The organism is Streptomyces sp. Y7 (genome assembly GCF_043195415.1).
Classification (GTDB): domain Bacteria; phylum Actinomycetota; class Actinomycetes; order Streptomycetales; family Streptomycetaceae; genus Streptomyces.
Genome location: NZ_JBIDDQ010000003.1, coordinates 155,870 through 174,931, shown reverse-complemented (window position 1 = coordinate 174,931; position 19,062 = coordinate 155,870). Strand labels below are relative to the sequence as shown.

18 protein-coding genes and 1 tRNA gene are annotated in these 19,062 nt (G+C 69.4%); 9 read left to right on the top strand and 10 right to left on the bottom strand.

Annotated features, from left to right (window positions below; genetic code table 11):
• Window positions 1-274: 274 nt before the first annotated feature.
• The 3 genes from ACGFW6_RS11880 to ACGFW6_RS11870 all read right to left on the bottom strand — a co-directional run bounded on the left by ACGFW6_RS11880 (window position 275) and on the right by ACGFW6_RS11870 (window position 3,667).
• Window positions 275-1,252: a hypothetical protein gene (locus tag ACGFW6_RS11880; protein WP_393507245.1), complete on the bottom strand. Its 978-nt coding sequence runs from the start codon at window positions 1,250-1,252 to the stop codon at window positions 275-277.
• A 333-nt stretch (window positions 1,253-1,585) separates the two neighbouring features.
• Window positions 1,586-3,052 (bottom strand): DUF2252 domain-containing protein, encoded by a 1,467-nt coding sequence (locus tag ACGFW6_RS11875; RefSeq protein WP_393507243.1) that lies wholly within the window; start codon window positions 3,050-3,052, stop codon window positions 1,586-1,588.
• A gap of 252 nt (window positions 3,053-3,304) precedes the next feature.
• Window positions 3,305-3,667 (bottom strand): winged helix-turn-helix transcriptional regulator, encoded by a 363-nt coding sequence (locus ACGFW6_RS11870; protein WP_393507241.1) that lies wholly within the window; start codon window positions 3,665-3,667, stop codon window positions 3,305-3,307.
• 152 nt (window positions 3,668-3,819) lie between these two features.
• Between ACGFW6_RS11870 and ACGFW6_RS11865 the strand changes: the two genes are divergently transcribed.
• Window positions 3,820-4,470 carry an FMN-dependent NADH-azoreductase gene (locus tag ACGFW6_RS11865; protein WP_393507239.1) on the top strand — a complete coding sequence of 217 codons (651 nt, stop codon included), beginning with the start codon at window positions 3,820-3,822 and terminating at the stop codon, window positions 4,468-4,470.
• Window positions 4,471-4,804: 334 nt separating this feature from the next.
• Entirely contained in the window at window positions 4,805-5,167 is a 363-nt protein-coding gene (locus ACGFW6_RS11860) for a DUF1304 domain-containing protein (protein ID WP_393507237.1), read from the top strand.
• A gap of 137 nt (window positions 5,168-5,304) precedes the next feature.
• Here the strand turns inward: ACGFW6_RS11860 and ACGFW6_RS11855 are convergent.
• Window positions 5,305-5,388 (bottom strand) — tRNA-Leu (locus ACGFW6_RS11855).
• 505 nt (window positions 5,389-5,893) lie between these two features.
• Between ACGFW6_RS11855 and ACGFW6_RS11850 the strand changes: the two genes are divergently transcribed.
• From ACGFW6_RS11850 to pknB, 6 genes are all read left to right on the top strand, one after another.
• The gene (locus ACGFW6_RS11850) at window positions 5,894-6,760 is read left to right on the top strand and encodes a DUF3662 and FHA domain-containing protein (RefSeq protein WP_107904942.1); all 867 of its coding nucleotides are present in this window, start codon (window positions 5,894-5,896) and stop codon (window positions 6,758-6,760) included.
• A 10-nt stretch (window positions 6,761-6,770) separates the two neighbouring features.
• Complete coding sequence (locus ACGFW6_RS11845) at window positions 6,771-7,286, top strand: FHA domain-containing protein (RefSeq protein ID WP_190070995.1); 516 nt, start codon at window positions 6,771-6,773, stop codon at window positions 7,284-7,286.
• A gap of 120 nt (window positions 7,287-7,406) precedes the next feature.
• On the top strand, window positions 7,407-8,957 hold the full coding sequence (locus ACGFW6_RS11840) for a Stp1/IreP family PP2C-type Ser/Thr phosphatase (RefSeq protein ID WP_393507235.1): 1,551 nt from the start codon (window positions 7,407-7,409) through the stop codon (window positions 8,955-8,957).
• 27 nt (window positions 8,958-8,984) lie between these two features.
• Window positions 8,985-10,424: an FtsW/RodA/SpoVE family cell cycle protein gene (locus ACGFW6_RS11835; RefSeq protein WP_393507233.1), complete on the top strand. Its 1,440-nt coding sequence runs from the start codon at window positions 8,985-8,987 to the stop codon at window positions 10,422-10,424.
• A complete protein-coding gene (locus ACGFW6_RS11830) occupies window positions 10,421-11,896 on the top strand; it encodes a peptidoglycan D,D-transpeptidase FtsI family protein (RefSeq protein WP_393507231.1) in 1,476 nt (491 codons plus the stop codon). Before ACGFW6_RS11835 ends, ACGFW6_RS11830 begins: the two co-directional genes overlap by 4 nt.
• A 170-nt stretch (window positions 11,897-12,066) precedes the next feature.
• Window positions 12,067-14,070, top strand: coding sequence for a Stk1 family PASTA domain-containing Ser/Thr kinase (pknB, locus tag ACGFW6_RS11825; protein ID WP_393507229.1), 2,004 nt, complete (start codon window positions 12,067-12,069; stop codon window positions 14,068-14,070).
• A 76-nt stretch (window positions 14,071-14,146) separates the two neighbouring features.
• Here the strand turns inward: pknB and ACGFW6_RS11820 are convergent, their stop codons facing one another.
• From ACGFW6_RS11820 to ACGFW6_RS11795, 6 genes are read right to left on the bottom strand one after another with little or no spacing between them, the layout of a single operon-like run.
• Entirely contained in the window at window positions 14,147-14,908 is a 762-nt protein-coding gene (locus ACGFW6_RS11820; RefSeq protein WP_393507227.1) for a class E sortase, read from the bottom strand.
• 13 nt (window positions 14,909-14,921) lie between these two features.
• A complete protein-coding gene (locus tag ACGFW6_RS11815) occupies window positions 14,922-16,172 on the bottom strand; it encodes a class E sortase (RefSeq protein ID WP_393507225.1) in 1,251 nt (416 codons plus the stop codon).
• Entirely contained in the window at window positions 16,169-16,807 is a 639-nt protein-coding gene (locus ACGFW6_RS11810; protein WP_393507223.1) for an aminodeoxychorismate/anthranilate synthase component II, read from the bottom strand. Before ACGFW6_RS11810 ends, ACGFW6_RS11815 begins: the two co-directional genes overlap by 4 nt.
• Window positions 16,804-16,965 (bottom strand): hypothetical protein, encoded by a 162-nt coding sequence (locus ACGFW6_RS11805; protein ID WP_030945481.1) that lies wholly within the window; start codon window positions 16,963-16,965, stop codon window positions 16,804-16,806. Before ACGFW6_RS11805 ends, ACGFW6_RS11810 begins: the two co-directional genes overlap by 4 nt.
• Window positions 16,966-17,019: 54 nt before the next feature.
• Window positions 17,020-17,730 (bottom strand): class E sortase, encoded by a 711-nt coding sequence (locus ACGFW6_RS11800; protein WP_393507823.1) that lies wholly within the window; start codon window positions 17,728-17,730, stop codon window positions 17,020-17,022.
• Window positions 17,731-17,748: 18 nt separating this feature from the next.
• Complete coding sequence (locus ACGFW6_RS11795) at window positions 17,749-18,525, bottom strand: DUF881 domain-containing protein (protein ID WP_393507221.1); 777 nt, start codon at window positions 18,523-18,525, stop codon at window positions 17,749-17,751.
• Between the two features lie 139 nt (window positions 18,526-18,664).
• Between ACGFW6_RS11795 and crgA the strand changes: the two genes are divergently transcribed.
• Window positions 18,665-18,919, top strand: coding sequence for a cell division protein CrgA (gene crgA / locus ACGFW6_RS11790; RefSeq protein ID WP_393507219.1), 255 nt, complete (start codon window positions 18,665-18,667; stop codon window positions 18,917-18,919).
• The last annotated feature ends 143 nt before the right edge of the window (window positions 18,920-19,062 follow it).

The following is a 19,062-nucleotide window of genomic DNA, read 5'->3' as shown; positions in this document are numbered from 1 at the left end:
AAATTCATGACCCCGACGCTACCTGACCGGTACGGGGGTGTCGGCGGGCTCCCGCGCTGGGCGGGCGACCCGGCCGCCCTCGGACGGTGCGCGCCACGTCGTGGCTTGCGCCGTCCGCAGTCGTGGACATGAACAGGTCCGGGTCGCCTTCGGCAGCGGCCGGGGCAGCCGCGGCATCGGCAAGCAGGTCCGCCCCGCGTCGCGCCCATGCCGCGAAGCCGCGAACCGACACGGCCTCACGCCCCCTGAAGGGCGCTCCGCCCGGTCCCGCCCCTTACCCGAGCAGTTCCGCCAGCTCCGCTTCCCGTGCCGCGACCTGGGCGAGAAGCTGTTCGGCGATCTCGTCGAGGAGGCTGTCGGGGTCGTCCGGGGCGAGGCGCAGCATCGCGCCGATCGCGCTCTCCTCCAGATCCTTCGCGACCAGCGTGAGCATCTCCTTGCGCTGGGCCAGCCATTCGAGGCGGGCGTAGAGCTCCTCGCTGGGAGTCGGGCCCTGCTCCTTGGGCGCGGGCCCGGCGGCCCACTCCACGGCCAGCTCCCGCAGCAGCGCCTCGTCGCCACGGGCGTAGGCGGCGTTGACGCGGGTGATGAACTCCTCGCGCCTGGCCCGCTCGGCCTCTTCCTGGGCGAGGTCGGGGTGCGCCTTGCGGGCCAGCTCGCGGTAGAGCTTGCGGGCCTCGTCGCTCGGACGGACCCGCTGCGGGGGCCGTACCGGCTGTTCCGTGAGCATCGCAGCGGCCTCCGGGAACAGCCCTTCGCCGTCCATCCAGCCGTGGAACAACTCCTCCACACCGGGCATCGGCATCACCCGGGCGCGAGCCTCGTCGGCCTTGCGGATGTCCTCGGGGTCACCGGTCCGGGCGGCCACGAGCTCGGCGATCCGGGCGTCCAGCTCGTCGAGGCGGGTGTACATCGGGCCGAGCTTCTGGTGATGCAGCCGGGAGAAGTTGTCCACCTCGACCCGGAAGGTCTCCACCGCGATCTCGTACTCGATCAGCGCCTGCTCGGCGGCCCGCACGGCCCGCTCCAGCCGCGCCTCGGGGCGCTCGGCCGGCTCTTCCGGCGACTCCCCGGCCGCTGCCGCCGTGTCCTCGGCCGCTGCCGCCGCGTCCTCGGCCGTTGCCGCCGCGTCCTCGGCCGGCACCCGCGCCTCACCACCCTGATCGGCTGCGCCGACGGGCACCTCGGCACCGTCCGGTGCCCCCTCACCAGCGGGCTCGGCCTGGGACTGCTCAGCTTCCGGCGTCATCACCCGCCCAGCGTAGGCCACACCGGGCTCGACGCCTCGAGGACCGGCACCGGCACCGGGACGGACGCCGACATGGAAGGTGGCACCGGCACGGGACGGAGGCCGGCATGGGCGCCGGCACCAGCACCGGGACGGAGGCCGCAACGGACGCCGGCACAGGTGTGGGGACCTCCGCCGGGAAGCTCTCCGGCAAAGTCACCGCCACCTGCACCGCCGCGAGCACGAACACCGGCACAGTCACCGCCACCTGCACCCCCGCCACCGGCACCGGCACGGACGGCGGACCGGCGTTACGGACCCGTCCGCCGGCCGCTCCCCGAGAGGGGGAGGCGTCGGTCACACGCCCATCTCGGCCGCGATCCGCCCGTCCCTCACCGCCGTCACGAGTTCGGCGTGGTCCGCCTCCGTGCGGTCGGCGTAGGTGACGGCGAAGTTGGCGATCGCCTCGTCCAGTTCCTCGTTCTTCCCGCAGTAGCCCGCGATCAGACGGGGGTCTGCGCTGTGCGAGTGGGCACGGGCCAGGAGCGCGCCGGTCATACGGGCGTAGTCATCTATCTGGTCGGCGGCCAGCGCGGCCGGGTCGACGCTGCCCTTGCGGTTGCGGAACTGGCGCACCTGGAAGGGCAGTCCGTCGACCGTCGTCCAGCCCAGCAGGATGTCGCTGACGACCTGCATGCGCTTCTGGCCGAGGACCACGCGGCGGCCCTCGTGGTCCGGGTCGGGCGCCTCGAAGCCCGCCGTCACCAGGTGCGGGACCAGGGCGGAGCGGCGGGCCTCCTTCACCTGGAGGACCAGCGGCTCACCCCGGTGGTCCAGCAGCAGCACCACATAGGAGCGGGTGCCCACGCTGCCGGTGCCGACCACGCGGAACGCCACGTCGTGCACCGCGTGCCGGGACAGCAGCGGGTGGCGGTCCTCGGAGAGCGTCGTGACGTAGCTCTCCAGCGACGCCGCCACCGCGGCCGCTTCCTCGTCCGGCACCCGGCGCAGCACCGGCGGAGCGTCGACGAAGCTGCGGCCGCCGTCCTCGGTCGGGGCCGTCGACTTCGCGGCGAAGCGCCCGCTGGTGTTGGCCCGTGCCTTCTCCGCGACCCGCTCCAGCGTGCCGAGCAGGTCATGGGCGTCGGTGTGGGAGACCAGCTCCTCGTCCGCGATCGCGTTCCAGGCGTCCAGCACCGGGAGCTTGGCCAGCAGGCGCATGGTGCGCCGGTAGGCGCCGACGGTGTCGTGCGCGGCCTTGCGGCACTTGTCCTCGTCGGCGCCGGCCTCCCGCCCCGCGAGCACCAGCGAGGCGGCGAGCCGCTTGAGATCCCACTCCCAGGGGCCGTACAGCGTCTCGTCGAAGTCGTTCAGATCGATGACCAGGCCGCCGCGCGCGTCGCCGTACAGGCCGAAGTTGGCCGCGTGCGCGTCGCCGCAGATCTGGGCGCGGACCCGGGTCATGGGAGTGCGGGCCAGGTCGTAGGCCATGAGGCCGGCCGAGCCGCGCAGGAACGCGAACGGCGTCGCCGCCATCCGGCCCACCCTTATCGGGGTGAGCTCGGCGAGCCGGCCGAGGTTGGACTCCTCGACGGCGGCCACGGCACCGGGGCGGGAGGTGTCCAGGTCGAACACCGCGTGCTCGGCACGCGGCACCCGCCTGCGCAGGGCCTTGCCCTCCTCCTTCGGCGATCCGCCACCGGGCCACTCGGCGAATCCCCGCACACGCGGCAGTCGACGCGCCGCGGATGCCGTGCGCTCCCCGGACTCCGACGCCGCCGCAGCCGCCTCCGCCGCCACAGCCTCGGCACCGACCTCGGTCATACCGACCGCCTCCCCCGCTCACGCACGAACATCAACTCGTGCCGACGTTACAACCGGCGGCCGGAACGCGTCAGACCCTGTGGACAACTCCGCGGGTGTGGAAAACCCACATGGCGGCGCCGGTGGAGATGCCGATGGAGACGCTGACGGGGCTGCCGCGCGACCTCGCACGGCCGACGGCGGGACGGTCGGCCGAACCGGAGCACGCGGACCACACCCCCCCCGCCGAGACACCGGCCCCCGCAACGATCCTCAGCAGCCCTCCGGCCGCTCCCCGTCCCCCAGGTACTTCTTCGCCCACCCGCCCAGCTCGGCCAGCGCGGGCTCCAGTGCCGCGCCCGACTCCGTGAGCCGGTACACCACCCGCAGCGGCGGGCCCTCATAGACCTCGCGCACCACCAGTCCGGCCGCGGCGAGCTCGGTGAGCCGGTCGGAGAGCATGCGCTCGCTGATGCCGGGGATGGCCCGGCGCAGGGCGACGAAGTAGGCGGGACCCGAGGTCAGGACCGACACGATCGGGCCGGTCCAGCGCTTTCCGAGCAACTGGAAGACGCGGTTGATCCCCTCGTCCAGCCGCTTGCACTGCGCCACGTCGTGACTCTGCTCACCCGCCATGCCCTTCAGGGTACTGCCCTGGGATACGGGGGTGAAAAAAAGTAAGTGACTGTGTTATCCATAGTCGAGTACGAACTTTCAGTTCCTGCGGACAGGTACGTCCCTGCACCCGGGTTCCCCCCTGCCCGCTCCCGCCCTTCCTGGAGACCCCCATGGCCACGCTCCTGCACATCGACTCCTCGGTCTTCTCGACCGACGCCTCCTCCTCCCGCGCCGTCACCGACGCCTTCCGTCGCACCTGGGAGGAGCAGCACCCGGAGGGCACGGTGATCCACCGCGACCTCGCCGCGCAGCCGGTGCCGCACATCGACGCCCACTCCCACACGGCGGGCTTCTCCGATCCGGCGACCCACACCCCGGAGCAGGCGGCCGCCTTCGCCGAGCGCGTGAAGCTGATCGAGGAGCTGGAGAGCGCGGACGCCGTGCTGATCGGCGCCCCGATGTACAACCTGACGATCCCGTCGACGCTGAAGGCCTACCTGGACAACGTGGTCCTCATGGGCCGCACCGCGGGCGACACCCAGTCGGTCAAGGGCACCCCCGTCACCGTCGTCGCCAGCCGCGGCGGCGCCTACGGTCCGGGCACCCCGCGCGAGGGATACGAGTACGTGCAGAACTACCTGTCGGCGATCCTGGCCGACTTCCTCGGCGCCGACCTCGACTTCATCGTCCCGGAGCTGACCATGGCCCCCGCCAACCCGCAGATGGCCGAGCTGGTCCCCCTCTTCGAGGCCTCCCGCGAGCGCGCCCTCGACGAGGCCGCCACGAAGGCCAAGGAGCTCGCCCGGAAGCTCGCGGCGTAACTCCGGCGGGTCAACGGCAGCACGCACGCGTGGAGCCCGGCAGCACCCGAGAGGGCTCCACGCACGCGTGACGGTCGAAACAGCCGGCGTCACACCTCAGCCCTTCGAACCGAACCGCCCACGCCGAAGCCGGAACCGACCGGCAGCGAACACCACGCCACGAGCACCGACACCGGGTCCGGGTCCGGGTTGGGTCCGGGTTGGGTCCGGGTTGGGTCCGAGTTCGGGTGCGCGCCAGCCGCGCCCCCCAACCGACCGCCCCCCCCAACCGACCGCCCCCCCCACCGACCGCCCCGCAGCAATCCGCCCCTCAACCCCCCGGCACAATCGCCGCATGCATGCGATCTCCGTCGTTCTCGTCGCCCTCATGGCGCTGCTGCACGTCTACATCCTGGTGCTGGAGATGTTCCTGTGGCAGCGCGGCCCGGGCCGCGGCCTCTCCGGCTTCGACGCCGAGATGGCCCGCGCCACCGCACCGCTCGCCGCCAACCAGGGCCTCTACAACGGCTTCCTGGCCGCGGGCCTGATCTGGGGTCTGATCGCCGACGACCCGACCGGGCGTCAGGTCCAGATCTTCTTCCTGTCCTGCATCGTCGTCGCCGGCGTCTACGGCGCGGCCACCGCCAACCGCCGCATCCTCTTCGTCCAGGCCCTGCCCGCCGCCGTGACGCTCGCCACGGTCGTCGCGGCAGGCTGAGGCCCGCGCCGTGCCCTGAGAGCTTCATCACAGGTCACGGCGCCAAGAGGACCACGCCGCGAGGGTGGTGGAGAGCACAACGTGGCGAACACAACAGAAGAGGCGGCATCGTGTCTACGATGCCGCCTCTTCGAGAGTGCGCGAGGGGGGAGTTGAACCCCCACGCCCTTGCGGGCACTGGAACCTGAATCCAGCGCGTCTGCCTATTCCGCCACCCGCGCATTGGGTGTGTCCTCGGGGCCTTTCCTTGCGGTCCGGCGCCTTCCGACACCCAGAACATTAGCACGCCGGCCAGGGTGGGTTCACATCCCTTATCCGCAGGCAGCCGCCCGCCCAGGCCGGTCCCGGCGCCCACCAGCGCAGTCGGCGAGGGCCCTCGTGCAGTGACCGATCCGGGGTGCCCCCCGCTCCGTATCAGGGAGTACCTGTTCACGTATCAACCTCGTACCGGTCCTGGGCATCTCCCCAGTAGCCGGTCGGGGTCCACAGTCAGGTGCGGGACACTGGTTTGCGGCCGCCTCTACGATCCATGGCAAGACTGTGTCCTCGAGGAGTTCGAAGGGGAGCTCCGGAGGGAACTTCGAGGGCGTCGACACCCGTCGACCGGGCCGACAGGGGGAACCAGCCGATTTACCGGCGCGTGGATACGATCAGTAAGCAGTACCAGGTAAGGCAGTGCCCGCCCGGCGGGATGCAGGACGAAGCAGGCTACGGAGGAGGTGCCCCATGGGAGTCCTGAAGAAGTTCGAGCAGCGTCTCGAAGGTCTGGTCAACGGCACCTTCGCCAAGGTGTTCAAGTCCGAGGTCCAGCCCGTGGAGATCGCCGGCGCGCTCCAGCGCGAGTGCGACAACAACGCGACGATCTGGAACCGCGACCGGACCGTCGTACCCAATGACTTCATCGTGGAGCTGAGCACGCCGGACTTCGAGCGGCTGAGCCCCTACTCCGGCCAGCTCGGCGACGAGCTCGCCGGCATGGTCCGCGACTACGCCAAGCAGCAGCGCTACACCTTCATGGGCCCGATCAAGGTCCACCTGGAGAAGGCCGACGATCTCGACACCGGCCTGTACCGCGTGCGCAGCCGTACGCTCGCCGGCTCCACCGATCAGCAGGGCCAGCAGGCCCCCGCACCCGCCGCCCCTCCCGGGCGGCCCGGCGGTGCCCAGGGCGGCTACGGCTACCCGCAGCCCGCCGCACCCGCGGGAGCCCCGCCCATGCCGCCGTCGCCGCCCGGCGGACGACCCGGCGGCTACGGCTACCCGCAGCCCGCGGGTGGCCAGCGTCCTCCCGCCGCACCCGCGGCAGGCGGCCGCACCCGCTACTGGATCGAGATCAACGGCACCCGCCATCAGATCTCCCGCGCCACGCTCGTGCTGGGTCGCAGCACCGACGCCGACGTGCGGATCGACGACCCCGGCGTCTCCCGCCGGCACTGCGAGATCCGGACCGGAACGCCCTCGACGATCCAGGATCTCGGGTCCACCAACGGCATCGTGGTGGACGGGCAGCACACCACCCGCGCTACGCTCCGCGACGGCTCGCGGATCGTCGTGGGCAGCAGCACCATCATTTACCGGCAAGCCGAAGGGTGAAGCGGGGGCAATGTCAGAGCTGACCCTCACGGTCATGCGGCTGGGTTTCCTGGCCGTACTGTGGCTGTTCGTGATCGTGGCCGTGCAGGTCATCCGCAGCGACCTGTTCGGCACGCGTGTCACGCAGCGCGGGTCCAGGCGAGAAGCCGGACGGCAGCAGCAGGCCGCCCGGCAGGCCGCGGCGCCTCCGCAGCAGCGCGGCCAGCAGGGCGGCGGCCGCCAGCGCCGTAACGCCCCCTCGAAGCTGGTCGTGTCCGAGGGCACCCTCACCGGCACGACCGTCGCGCTCCAGGGCCAGACGATCACCCTGGGCCGGGCGCACGACAGCACGATCGTGCTGGACGACGACTACGCCTCCAGCAGGCATGCCAGGATCTACCCGGACCGCGACGGCCAGTGGATCGTCGAGGACCTGGGCTCCACCAACGGCACGTACCTCGACCGAACGCGGCTGACGACCCCCACGCCTATTCCGCTGGGCGCGCCGATCCGCATCGGCAAGACCGTCATCGAGCTGCGGAAGTAGTACGACAATGAGCGAGCGGAGCGAGCACGCAGCGGTGGCCCACACCACGGGCCCCGGCGCGCTCCCGACCGGAGGGTGGGCACCGTGCGGATGTACCCGGAGCCGACGGGCGAGGTGCGCATGAGTCTGTCACTGCGCTTCGCCGCCGGATCGCACAAAGGCATGATCCGGGAGGGCAACGAGGACTCCGGATACGCCGGACCCCGCCTGCTCGCCATCGCCGACGGCATGGGCGGCGCGGCCGCGGGCGAGGTCGCCTCCTCCGAGGCGATCTCCACGATCGTCGCCCTGGACGACGACGTCCCCGGCTCGGACATCCTCACCTCGCTCGGTACGGCCGTGCAGCGCGCCAACGACCAGCTGCGCTCGATGGTCGAGGAGGACCCGCAGCTGGAGGGCATGGGCACGACGCTCACGGCCCTGCTGTGGACCGGTCAGCGCCTCGGCCTCGTCCATGTCGGCGACTCGCGGGCCTACCTGCTGCGCGACGGCGTCCTGACGCAGATCACGCAGGACCACACCTGGGTGCAGCGGCTCGTCGACGAGGGCCGCATCACCGAGGAGGAGGCGACCACGCATCCGCAGCGCTCGCTGCTGATGCGCGCTCTGGGCAGCGGCGACCACGTCGAGCCCGACCTGTCGATCCGTGAGGTCCGCGCCGGCGACCGGTACTTGATCTGCTCCGACGGCCTGTCCGGCGTCGTGTCCCACCAGACCCTGGAGGACACCCTCGCCAGCTACCAGGGCCCGCAGGAGACCGTGCAGGAGCTGATCCAGCTCGCGCTGCGCGGCGGCGGCCCCGACAACATCACGGTGATCGTCGCGGACGTCCTCGACCTGGACACCGGCGACACCCTCGCCGGGCAGCTGTCCGACACCCCGGTCGTGGTCGGCGCGGTCGCCGAGAACCAGCAGCACCACCTGCACGACAACGGCATCATGCAGACCCCCGCCGGACGCGCCTCCGGGCTCGGCCGCCAGGTGCCCGGACAGGGCGGCGGGGGCGGCGAGTTCGGCCCGCCCGGCTCCGGTGACACCACCGGCTACGCCCCGGCGGGCGGCTTCGGCGACTACACCGACGACGACTTCGTCAAGCCCCGCAAGGGCCGCAGGTGGCTGAAGAGATCCTTCTACTCGGTCCTCGCGCTCGCCGTCATCGGCGGCGGGCTGTACGGCGGCTGGCGCTGGACGCAGACCCAGTACTACGTCGGCGCCAACGAGGAGCACGTCGCCCTGTACCGCGGGATCAGCCAGGACCTGGCCTGGGTCTCGCTCTCGAAGGTGGAGAAGGACCACCCCGAGATCGAACTCAAGTACCTGCCGCCCTACCAGCAGAAGCTGGTCGAGTCGACCATCACCGAGGGCGGTCTGAAGGACGCCCAGGCGAAGATCGACGAACTCCAGCTCCAGGCCACCGCGTGCAAGAAGCGGGCCGAGCAGCAGGCCGCCCAGAGCGAGCAGAACGCCAAGACGGGCGAGGGCGAGGCCGGAGGCACCACGGGAACCACCCGTACCTCTCTTACGTCCAAGGCGACACCGACACCGAATCCGTCGGCGTCCGGCAAGTCCCCGTCCCCCTCCACCTCCCCGACACCGACTGCGACGCCAAGCCCCGGCCCCACCCTCTCGGAGGAAGAGCAGAAGGTCGTTTCGAACTGCGGTACGCAGTAGGCAAGCCGCGAGAGGCCCCGTCACACCATGAGCAGTACTACGAACCCGCCGACGCATCACACTTCCACGATCGGCGCCATCGGTGCGCCGAGCAGGCGCAACACCGAGCTCGCGTTGCTGGTCTTCGCGGTCGTCATCCCGGTGTTCGCCTACGCCAATGTGGGCTTGGCGATCAATGACGAGGTGCCGGCCGGACTGCTCGGCTACGGCATCGGTCTGGGCCTGCTCGCAGGCATAGGTCATCTGGCCGTCCGGAAGTTCGCGCCCTACGCGGACCCGTTGATGCTGCCGCTGGCAACGCTGCTGAACGGCCTCGGCCTCGTCGTGATCTGGCGGCTGGACCAGTCGAAGCGACTGAGCAACTACGCCGACGCCGCACCGCGGCAGCTGCTGTACTCGGCACTGGGCGTCGCCCTGCTCGTGGCCGTTCTGATCTTCCTCAAGGACCACCGCGTCCTGCAGCGCTACACGTACATCTCCATGGCCGGCGCGCTGTTCCTGCTGCTCCTGCCGCTCGTGCCCGGTCTGGGCGCGGACATCTACGGCGCCAAGATCTGGATCAACATCCCCGGTCTGGGCACGGTCCAGCCCGGTGAGTTCGCGAAGATCGTGCTCGCGGTCTTCTTCGCCGGTTACCTGATGGTCAAGCGCGACGCGCTCGCCCTCGCCAGCCGCCGCTTCATGGGTCTGTACCTGCCGCGCGGCCGCGACCTCGGTCCGATCCTGGTCGTCTGGGTCATCTCGATCCTCATCCTGGTCTTCGAGACCGACCTCGGAACGTCCCTGCTGTTCTTCGGGATGTTCGTCATCATGCTGTACGTCGCCACCGAGCGGACCAGCTGGATCGTCTTCGGTCTGCTGATGTCCGCGGTCGGCGCCGTCGGTGTGGCGAGCTTCGAGCCGCACATCCAGACGCGTGTGCAGGCCTGGCTCGACCCGGCGCGCGAGTTCGCGCTCTCCCGGGCCGGCGTCCAGGACGGCATCCTCCACTCCGAGCAGGCCATGCAGGCCCTGTGGGCCTTCGGCTCCGGCGGCACGCTCGGCACCGGTCTCGGCCAGGGCAACTCCGACCTGATCGGCTTCGCCGCCAACTCCGACTTCATCCTCGCCACCTTCGGCGAGGAACTGGGCCTGGCCGGCGTCATGGCGATCCTGCTGCTCTACGGGCTGATCGTCGAGCGCGGTGTCCGCACGGCCCTCGCGGCCCGCGACCCGTTCGGCAAGCTGCTGGCCGTCGGCCTGTCCGGCGCCTTCGCCCTCCAGGTCTTCGTCGTGGCCGGCGGTGTGATGGGCCTCATCCCGCTGACCGGTATGACGCTGCCCTTCGTGGCGTACGGCGGTTCCTCCGTCATCGCCAACTGGGCGCTGATCGGCATCCTGCTCCGCATCAGCGACACCGCACGCCGCCCCGCGCCCGCCCCCGCGCCCAACCCTGACGCCGAGATGACCCAGGTGGTCCGTCCGTGAACAAGCCCCTACGCCGGATCGCGATCTTCTGCGGACTCCTTGTCCTGGCGCTGCTGATTCGCGACAACTGGATCCAGTACGTCCAGGCGGACGAGCTCAGGACGGACAAGAACAACCGCCGCGTCGTCATCGAGCGCTACGGCACGCCTCGCGGCAACATCATCGTCGACGGCAAGGCCATCACCGGCTCGAAGGAAACCGACGGCAGCGATTTCAAGTTCAAGCGCACCTACGCGAACGGCCCCATGTGGGCCCCCGTCACCGGCTACGCCTCGCAGGCCTTCGGTGCCAACCAGCTGGAGTCCATCGAGGACGGCATCCTCACCGGCAACGACGACCGGCTGTTCTTCCGCAACACCCTCGACATGCTCACGGGCAAGGAGAGGGAGGGCGGCAACGTGGTCACGACCCTCAACGCCGCCGCGCAGAAGGCCGCGTACGAGGGCCTGAAGGACCGCGGCAAGGGCGCGGTCGTGGCCCTGGAGCCGTCCACCGGCAAGATCCTGGCGCTGGCGTCCTTCCCGTCGTACGACCCCGCGTCCTTCGCCGGCAACTCCACCACGACCGACTCCAAGGCGTGGACGGCGCTGCAGAAGAAGAACAACCCCGACGACCCGATGCTCAACCGGGCGCTGCGTGAGGTCTACCCGCCCGGCTCGACCTTCAAGGTCGTCACGGCGGCCGCGGCGCTGGAGCACGGGCTGTACACGGACGCCGACGCGAAGACCAACTCGCCCGACCCGTGGGTCATGGAAGGCACCACCACCAAGCTGCCGAACGAGGGCAACATCCCCTGCAAGAACGCGACCCTGCGCGTTGCCCTGCAGTACTCCTGCAACACCGTCTTCGGCAAGGTCGGCTCCGACCTCGGCAACGACAAGATGCTGGAGACGGCCAAGAAGTTCGGCTTCACCGAGGAGCAGTTCACCCCGACCCGCACCAGCGCGTCGGTCTTCTCGGACGACATGAACCCCTCGCAGACGGCGCTGTCCTCCATCGGCCAGTTCAACACCGCCGCGACGCCGCTCCAGATGGCCATGGTCGCCTCGGCCGTCGCCAACAACGGCACGCTGATGAAGCCGTACATGGTCGACGAGCTCCAGACCAACAACCTCGACGCCATCGAGAAGACCACGCCGGAGGAGATGAGCGAGCCGCTGTCGGCGGAGAACGCTCAGAAGCTCCAGTCGATGATGGAGACGGTCGTCGAGGACGGCACGGGTAAGAACGCCCAGATCAGCGGCGTGAAGGTGGGCGGCAAGACCGGTACCGCCCAGCACGGTGTGGACAACAGCGAGAACCCCTACGCGTGGTTCATCTCCTACGCCAAGCTCGACGACGGCAGCGCGCCGGTGGCCGTGGCCGTCGTGGTGGAGGACCAGAACGCGGTCCGCGACGACATCTCCGGTGGCGGCCTCGCCGCACCCATCGCCAAGAGCGTCATGGAGGCGGTCATCAACAGCAAGAAGTGAACCTGCTCACGTCCCCTTCACATCGGTGCACGTTGCGATACCGGTCCTGTATCGGGTTACGGGCTTGGCCAGGTCACACAAGATGAGCCGGGTACGGTATGCCCGGACGGACCACCGCCACACCCACAAGGGTGAGGGCGGGACCGACGGAGAGGGCTGGTAGGTAGCTTATGGAAGAGCCGCGTCGCCTCGGCGGCCGGTACGAGCTGGGCCAGGTGCTCGGTCGTGGTGGCATGGCGGAGGTCTACCTCGCGCATGACACCCGGCTCGGCCGCACCGTGGCGGTGAAGACGCTGCGCGCGGACCTCGCGCGCGACCCGTCCTTCCAGGCCCGCTTCCGCCGGGAGGCCCAGTCGGCCGCCTCGCTCAACCATCCCGCGATCGTGGCGGTCTACGACACGGGCGAGGACTACATCGACAATGTGTCGATCCCGTACATCGTCATGGAGTACGTAGACGGCTCGACGCTCCGTGAGCTGCTTCACTCCGGCCGCAAGCTGCTGCCGGAGCGCGCCATGGAGATGACGATCGGCATCCTCCAGGGCCTGGAGTACGCCCACCGCAGCGGCATCGTCCACCGCGACATCAAGCCCGCGAACGTCATGCTGACGCGCAACGGCCAGGTCAAGGTGATGGACTTCGGCATCGCCCGCGCCATGGGCGACTCCGGTATGACGATGACGCAGACGGCCGCCGTGATCGGCACCGCCCAGTACCTCTCGCCGGAGCAGGCGAAAGGCGAGCAGGTCGACGCCCGGTCGGACCTCTACTCCACCGGCTGTCTGCTGTACGAGCTCCTGACGGTACGGCCGCCCTTCGTGGGCGACTCCCCGGTGGCCGTCGCCTACCAGCACGTACGGGAAGAGGCCCAGGCTCCGTCGGTCTTCGACCCCGAGATCACGCCCGAGATGGACGCGATCGTGCTGAAGGCCCTGACGAAGGACCCCAACTACCGCTACCAGTCGGCCGACGAGATGCGTGCCGACATCGAGGCATGCCTCGACGGCCAGCCCGTCGCCGCCACCGCGGCCATGGGTTCGGTGGGCTACGGCGGCTACCCGGACGACCAGCCGACGACGGCCCTGCGCTCCGCGGACGCCGGCGCCACGTCGATGCTGCCGCCGATGAACCCGGACGACGGCGGCTACGGCTACGACGACCGCCCGGACCGGCGCCGCCAGAAGAAGTCCAACACCTCCACGATCCTGCTGGCCGTCGCGGCCGTGCTGGTCCTCGTGGGCGCGATCCTGATCGGCAAGTGGGTCTTCGACGGCAATACGGCGAGCAACAGCCAGGTGGCCGTGCCGAGCATCGTCGGCCAGACGGAGAGCAGCGCGCGGGATCTACTGGGCAACGTCGATCTCAAGATCGGCAAGGTCACCAAGCAGGAGTGCGAGGACCAGCCCAAGAACAACATCTGCTCGCAGACCCCCGAGGCCAAGACCAAGGTCGACAAGAACACGACGGTCGACATCGTGGTGTCGACCGGGGCGCCGAAGGTGTCGGTGCCGGACGTGGAGGGTCTGCCGTTCGAGCAGGCCAAGTCCGATCTCGAGGACAAGGGCTTCGACGTCCAGCAGAAGACCGAGGAGTCCGACCGCAATCCGGGCGTCGTCATCAGCCAGGACCCCGAGGGCGGCACCGAGCAGGAGAAGGGCAGCACGATCACCCTCACCGTCGCCAAGGAGAAGGAGCAGTCCACTGTTCCGGACGTCCTCGGCAAGACGTGTGACGAGGCGAAGGCCCAGATGGAGGCCAACGACCTGTCCGGCAACTGCCAAGAGGTGGACACCCAGGACCCGAACCAGGTCGGCAAGGTCATCTCCACGTCCCCGACGGCCGGCACCCAGGCCGACAAGGGCGACACGGTGACCATCCAGATCGGCAAGCAGGCCCAGCAGCAGCAGGCCACGGTCCCGACCGTGACCCAGCTGTCGCTCAAGGACGCCAAGAAGGCGTTGGAGCAGGCGGGTCTGTCGGTCGGCCAGATCAGCGGATCCCAGGACGACAACGCGATCGTCATCAGCCAGGACCCGCAGCCGAACACCCAGGTCGCCCAGGGCACCGCGGTCAACCTGGTCGCCTTCGGCCAGGGCGGCAACAACGGCGGCGGCGACAACGGCGGCCAGATCTTCGGAGGCGTGACCGGAACCTCGGCCGGCACGGAGGACTGACCCCGAGCCTCATGACTGAGCCCCGGTTCCCGCTCAGGGAACCGGGGCTCAGTCGTTCACGGGTGCGTGCGCTCGATCAGCGCAGTTCCTCCGGCAGCGTCCGCTGCTCGTCCACCTTGTCCACGCGCTCCAGTTCGCCCCACACCACATAGCGGTAGCGGCTCGTGTAGACCGGCGTGCAGGTCGTCAGGGTGATGTAGTGGCCGGCCTTCGTCCTGCCCGATTCCTTCGGGATGCCGCCGAGGACCTGGACGTTGTACTTCGAGGTCTCGGGAAGGACGGCGTAGACCTTGTAGACGTACCACTTGTCCTTCGTCTCGAAGACGATCGGGTCGCCCTTCTTGAGCTTGTGGATGTTGTGGAACTTCGCGCCGTGGCCGTCCCGGTGCGCCGCGAGGGAGAAGTTCCCCTTCTTGTCCGAGCTCGGCAGGGTCGCCTTGACGGGGTCGGTGTAGTAGCCGGCTACGCCGTCGTTGAGGATCTTCGACGTCGTGCCCTTCTCGACCAGGATCTCGCCCTTGGTCATCGCGGGGACGTGGAGGAACCCGATGCCGTTCTTGGCGTCGAACTCGGCGGGACGGCCGGAGTCCCCGTCCTGGTGGGCCCAGATGTCACGGACCTTGTCGGCCTGTTTGTCCGCCGCCCGGTCGGCGATGACGTTCGTCCACCACAGGGAGTAGACGACGAACAGGCCCAGCACCAGGCCCGCGGTGATGAGGAGTTCGCCGAAGATGCTGACCGCCATCGCGATCGGCCCCATGCGCCGACGGCGAGCCGGGGCGCGTCGTGAGCCGGGCGCGGCCGTGTGGTCTTCCGTGCCCTCGGTGGTCGCTGCCACTTTTCATCTGCCCTTAACTGACGAGCGCATCCGGCTTGCCCTTGCTGCGCGGCCGTTCCTCGACCATCTTGCCCCAGACGATCATCCGGTACTTACTGGTGAACTCCGGGGTGCACGTGGTGAGTGTGATGTAGCGGCCCGGCCCGGTGAAACCCGACCCCGGCGGAACCGGCTCCAGCACACTCACATTGCTCGGCGACGTCACCGGCAGGATCGACGCCATCTTGTACACGTAGTACTTGTCCTGCGTCTCCACGACGATCGCGTCACCCGGGGCGAGCCGGTTGATGTAGCGGAACGGTTCGCCGTGCGTGTTGCGATGCCCGGCCAGGCCGAAGTTGCCGGTCTTGGCGTCCGGCATCGCCGTCTTCAGCTTGCCCTCGCCGTAGTGGCCGACCATGCCCCGGTCGAGCACCTTCTTGTTGCTGATGCCCTCGGCGATCGGCACGACGACGTCCAGCTTCGGGATGCGCAGGATGGCGAAACCCTGCCCCGGCTCGAAGGTCCCCGGGTTGCGTTTGCCGTTGGCCCAGTCGTCCTGGAGGCTGCTGGCTTCCTTGTCCGCCTGGGCGTGCGCCCGGACGTTGGTCCACCACAGCTGGTAGCTCACGAACAGCAGCATCAGCACGCCGGTGGTGATGAACACCTCACCGATCGCCCGGCTGGCGACGGTGGCCGCACTGGGCTTGCGCGCCCGTGCCTGCCGGCGCGCCTCCATACGGGAGAGGGGAGCGCCGGAGCTCTCCGAGTCCGTCTCGGCTGCCTCCGCCGCCGGGCGAGTGCCGCCATGTCGCCCATGACGCCGCTTGGCGGCCTTTCTGCGGGCCGCACGACCACCCGTTGGGGTTCCTGTGACGGAAGCGGCGGATGAGGCGGCAGAAGGCGATATGGACTCGCGAGAAGGCGGCGGCTCGGCAACCCGCAGAGCCACGGTCTCGTCGTCCGCCGGCGGTATGTACCGTTCCGTGTACGGTTCCTGGGCCGCGGAGGGCACCTCGTCGCCGTAGCCCTGAGCGGCGTAGCCCTCGGTGCGGTATCCGCCGGCTCCGTAGCCCTCACCGCCGTACCCGGCGCCCCCATGGGCCTCGGCGGCCTGCGCCTGGGTGACGTAGTTCTCCCCGCCGTGCCACTCCCCGAGCGCACCGGAGCCCTCGTACGGCTGCTGCCCGTACGAGGTCCCCTGGTCGCCGGCGGCGCCGTAGGAGTCCGTGAAGGACTCCCCGTACGCGGCGCCGGACTCGCGCTCGGGGCGCAGGGCGGTCACGCCGTGGCCCTGCCCACCACCGGGGCGAGCCCCGCCGACCTCGCCACCGCGCCTTCGTCACCGCACTCCACCAGCCAGTTGGCCAGCATCCGGTGCCCGTGCTCGGTCAGCACCGACTCGGGGTGGAACTGGACCCCCTCGACCGGGAGTTCGCGGTGGCGCAGGCCCATGATGATGCCGTCGTGCGTGCGCGCGGTGACCTCGAGGTCGGCCGGGACCGTCGCCGGTTCCGCCGCCAGGGAGTGGTAGCGGGTCGCCGTGAAGGGCGAGGGCAGGCCGGCGAAGACGCCCCCGCCCCCGTGCTCGACCAGTGAGGTCTTGCCGTGCAGCAGCTCCGGCGCACGGTCCACGACACCGCCGTACGCCACCTGCATCGACTGCATGCCGAGGCAGACACCGAAGACCGGCACGCCGGTCGAGGCGCAGTGCCGCACCATCTCGACGCAGACGCCGGCCTCCTCGGGCGTTCCGGGGCCCGGCGACAGCAGTACGCCGTCGAAGCCGTCCTGGGCGTGCGTCGTCGACACCTCGTCGTTGCGCAGCACCTCGCACTCGGCGCCCAGCTGATAGAGGTACTGGACCAGGTTGAAGACGAAGCTGTCGTAGTTGTCCACGACCAGAATGCGCGCGCTCACTGGTTGTCCACCGTCACATCGTTGAAGGGCAGAAGCGGTTCGGCCCACGGGAAGACGTAGTTGAACAGGACGTAGACCACGGCCATGGCCAGCGCGAGCGAGAGCAGCGCCTTCACCCACGCGTTCCCCGGCAGATGCCGCCAGATCCAGCCGTACATGCCGTCCCTTCCGTCGCACCACGGCACTCAGACTCACGCCGTACAGCCAACAGACTAACGGCGCAACGCCTCCGGTTTCCCGGCCTCCACAGGCTGGGTGGAGTCCAGGTGAGCCCACACGATCAGCCGATGACTGTGCCCCCACTCGGGATCGCACGTGGTCAGCGTCAGATAGCGGCCTTCACGCGTGTACCCCGACTTACGGGGCACAGGGTCAATCACCTCAACGTCGGCGGGCAGGGTTTTGTAGGGGCCTTTGTCGATCCGATACGTGAACCAGGTCGTTCCGTCGGTCAGCACCACCGCGTCCCCGGGCCGCAGCCTGGGAAAGTCCTTGAACGGATCGCCGTACGTGCGCCGATGACCGGCGACCGAGAAGTTGCCCTTCTGGCCGAGCTGGGCGGTGTTCGCGTAGTGGCCGAGCCCCTTCTTCAGGGTCCTGGTGGCCGTGCCCTCCAGAACCGGCTTGTTCCACGTGAAACCAAGCCGGGGGATGTACATGATCGCGAAGGGCTTGTCCGAGGCGTACGGCCCCGGCTTCGGCGGACTCGCGGTCGCACCCGGACTCGCCGCCGCACCGCCGGGAGCGGTGTCGGTCGGACGCACCGCCCCCTCGGCCCACTGCTCCTGCAACTGGTCGATCTGGTCGTTCATGACGCTGTCGGCCTTCACACCCGTCCAGAAAAGTACATAGACGACGAAAAGGACGATGACGGTGCCTGCGGTGATGCACAGCTCGCTGACGGTCCTCACCACGACGCGCACCGGCAGCTCCAAGGCAGGTCACTCCACGGGCTTGGCGTACTGCAGATCCACTGTGCCCGAGTAGCCGGGCAGAGTCACCGTCCCGTCCTCGGTGACTTTCCAGCCGAGGCCGTAGACATTCACGTAGACCATGTAGTTCTGGATCGCCGTCGAGGCGGCGAGCGCCTGCTGCATCTTCTCCGGGTCACCGACGGCCGTGATCTTGTACGGCGGTGAGTAGACCCGGCCCTGGAGGATCAGGGTGTTGCCCACACAGCGCACGGCGCTGGTGGAGATCAGCCGCTGGTCCATGACCTTGATGCCCTTGGCACCGCTCTGCCACAGCGCGTTGACCACGGCCTGGAGGTCCTGCTGGTGGATCACCAGGTAGTCGGGCTGCGGCTCGGGATACCCCGGGAGCTTGGCCGTGGCGTCCGGTGGGGCGTCGTTGAGCGTGACCGAGATGGCCTCGCCCGTCAGCTTCTGGGTGCCGGCGTTGTGCTCCAGCGCGGCCAGCTTGTCGTCCTCAGCCTTGGTGCTGCCGTCGTCCCGCTCGGCGAGCGCCTCCACGTCGTCACGCAGCGACGCGTTCGCGTCGTTGAGCTCACCGTTCTCGCGGCTGCGCTCATGGATCAGGTCCGAGAGCTTCAGCAGCGAGGTGTCCGTACGGATATTGGTGCCCTTGGCCGTGTTGAAGCTGGTGAAGAAAATCAGCCCGGCGAGAGCGAAGACCGCCGCGGTGAGCACCCGCACCGGCCGGAAACGGCCGCGAGCAGGGCTGGATCCCGTCGGGGGAGAGTCGGCAGAATTGCTCAACGTACCCTTATCTCCTTCGGCGCCGCGGAAGCACTACGCTAACGGACGCCCGGGGGAGCCATCCGAGTCCCCTTGCAAGCCCCCCGAGCCCGACCAGTTCCCTGCGCGGCCACGCAGCGCATCGACAGGAGAGACCCTCGTGCCGAAGTCACGTATCCGCAAGAAGGCCGACTACACGCCGCCGCAGTCGAAGCAGGCGACCGCCATCAAGCTGAACAGCCGCGGCTGGGTCGCGCCCGTGATGCTGGCCATGTTCATCATCGGCCTGGCATGGATCGTCGTCTTCTACGTGACCGACGGTTCGCTGCCCATCGAGGCGCTCGGCAACTGGAACATCGTGGTGGGCTTCGGCTTCATCGCCGCCGGGTTCGGCGTCTCCACCCAGTGGAAGTAGCGCCCGAACCGTCGGCCACCTCGCGGTGAACGCAGCTCTGCCCAGGGCTATCCGCTGAGTTATCCACAGCCTTGCAGCAATTTCCACAAGCTGACTGGGGAAAAGACGACGATCTGTGGATAACCCATCGGGCGTTGACGCCG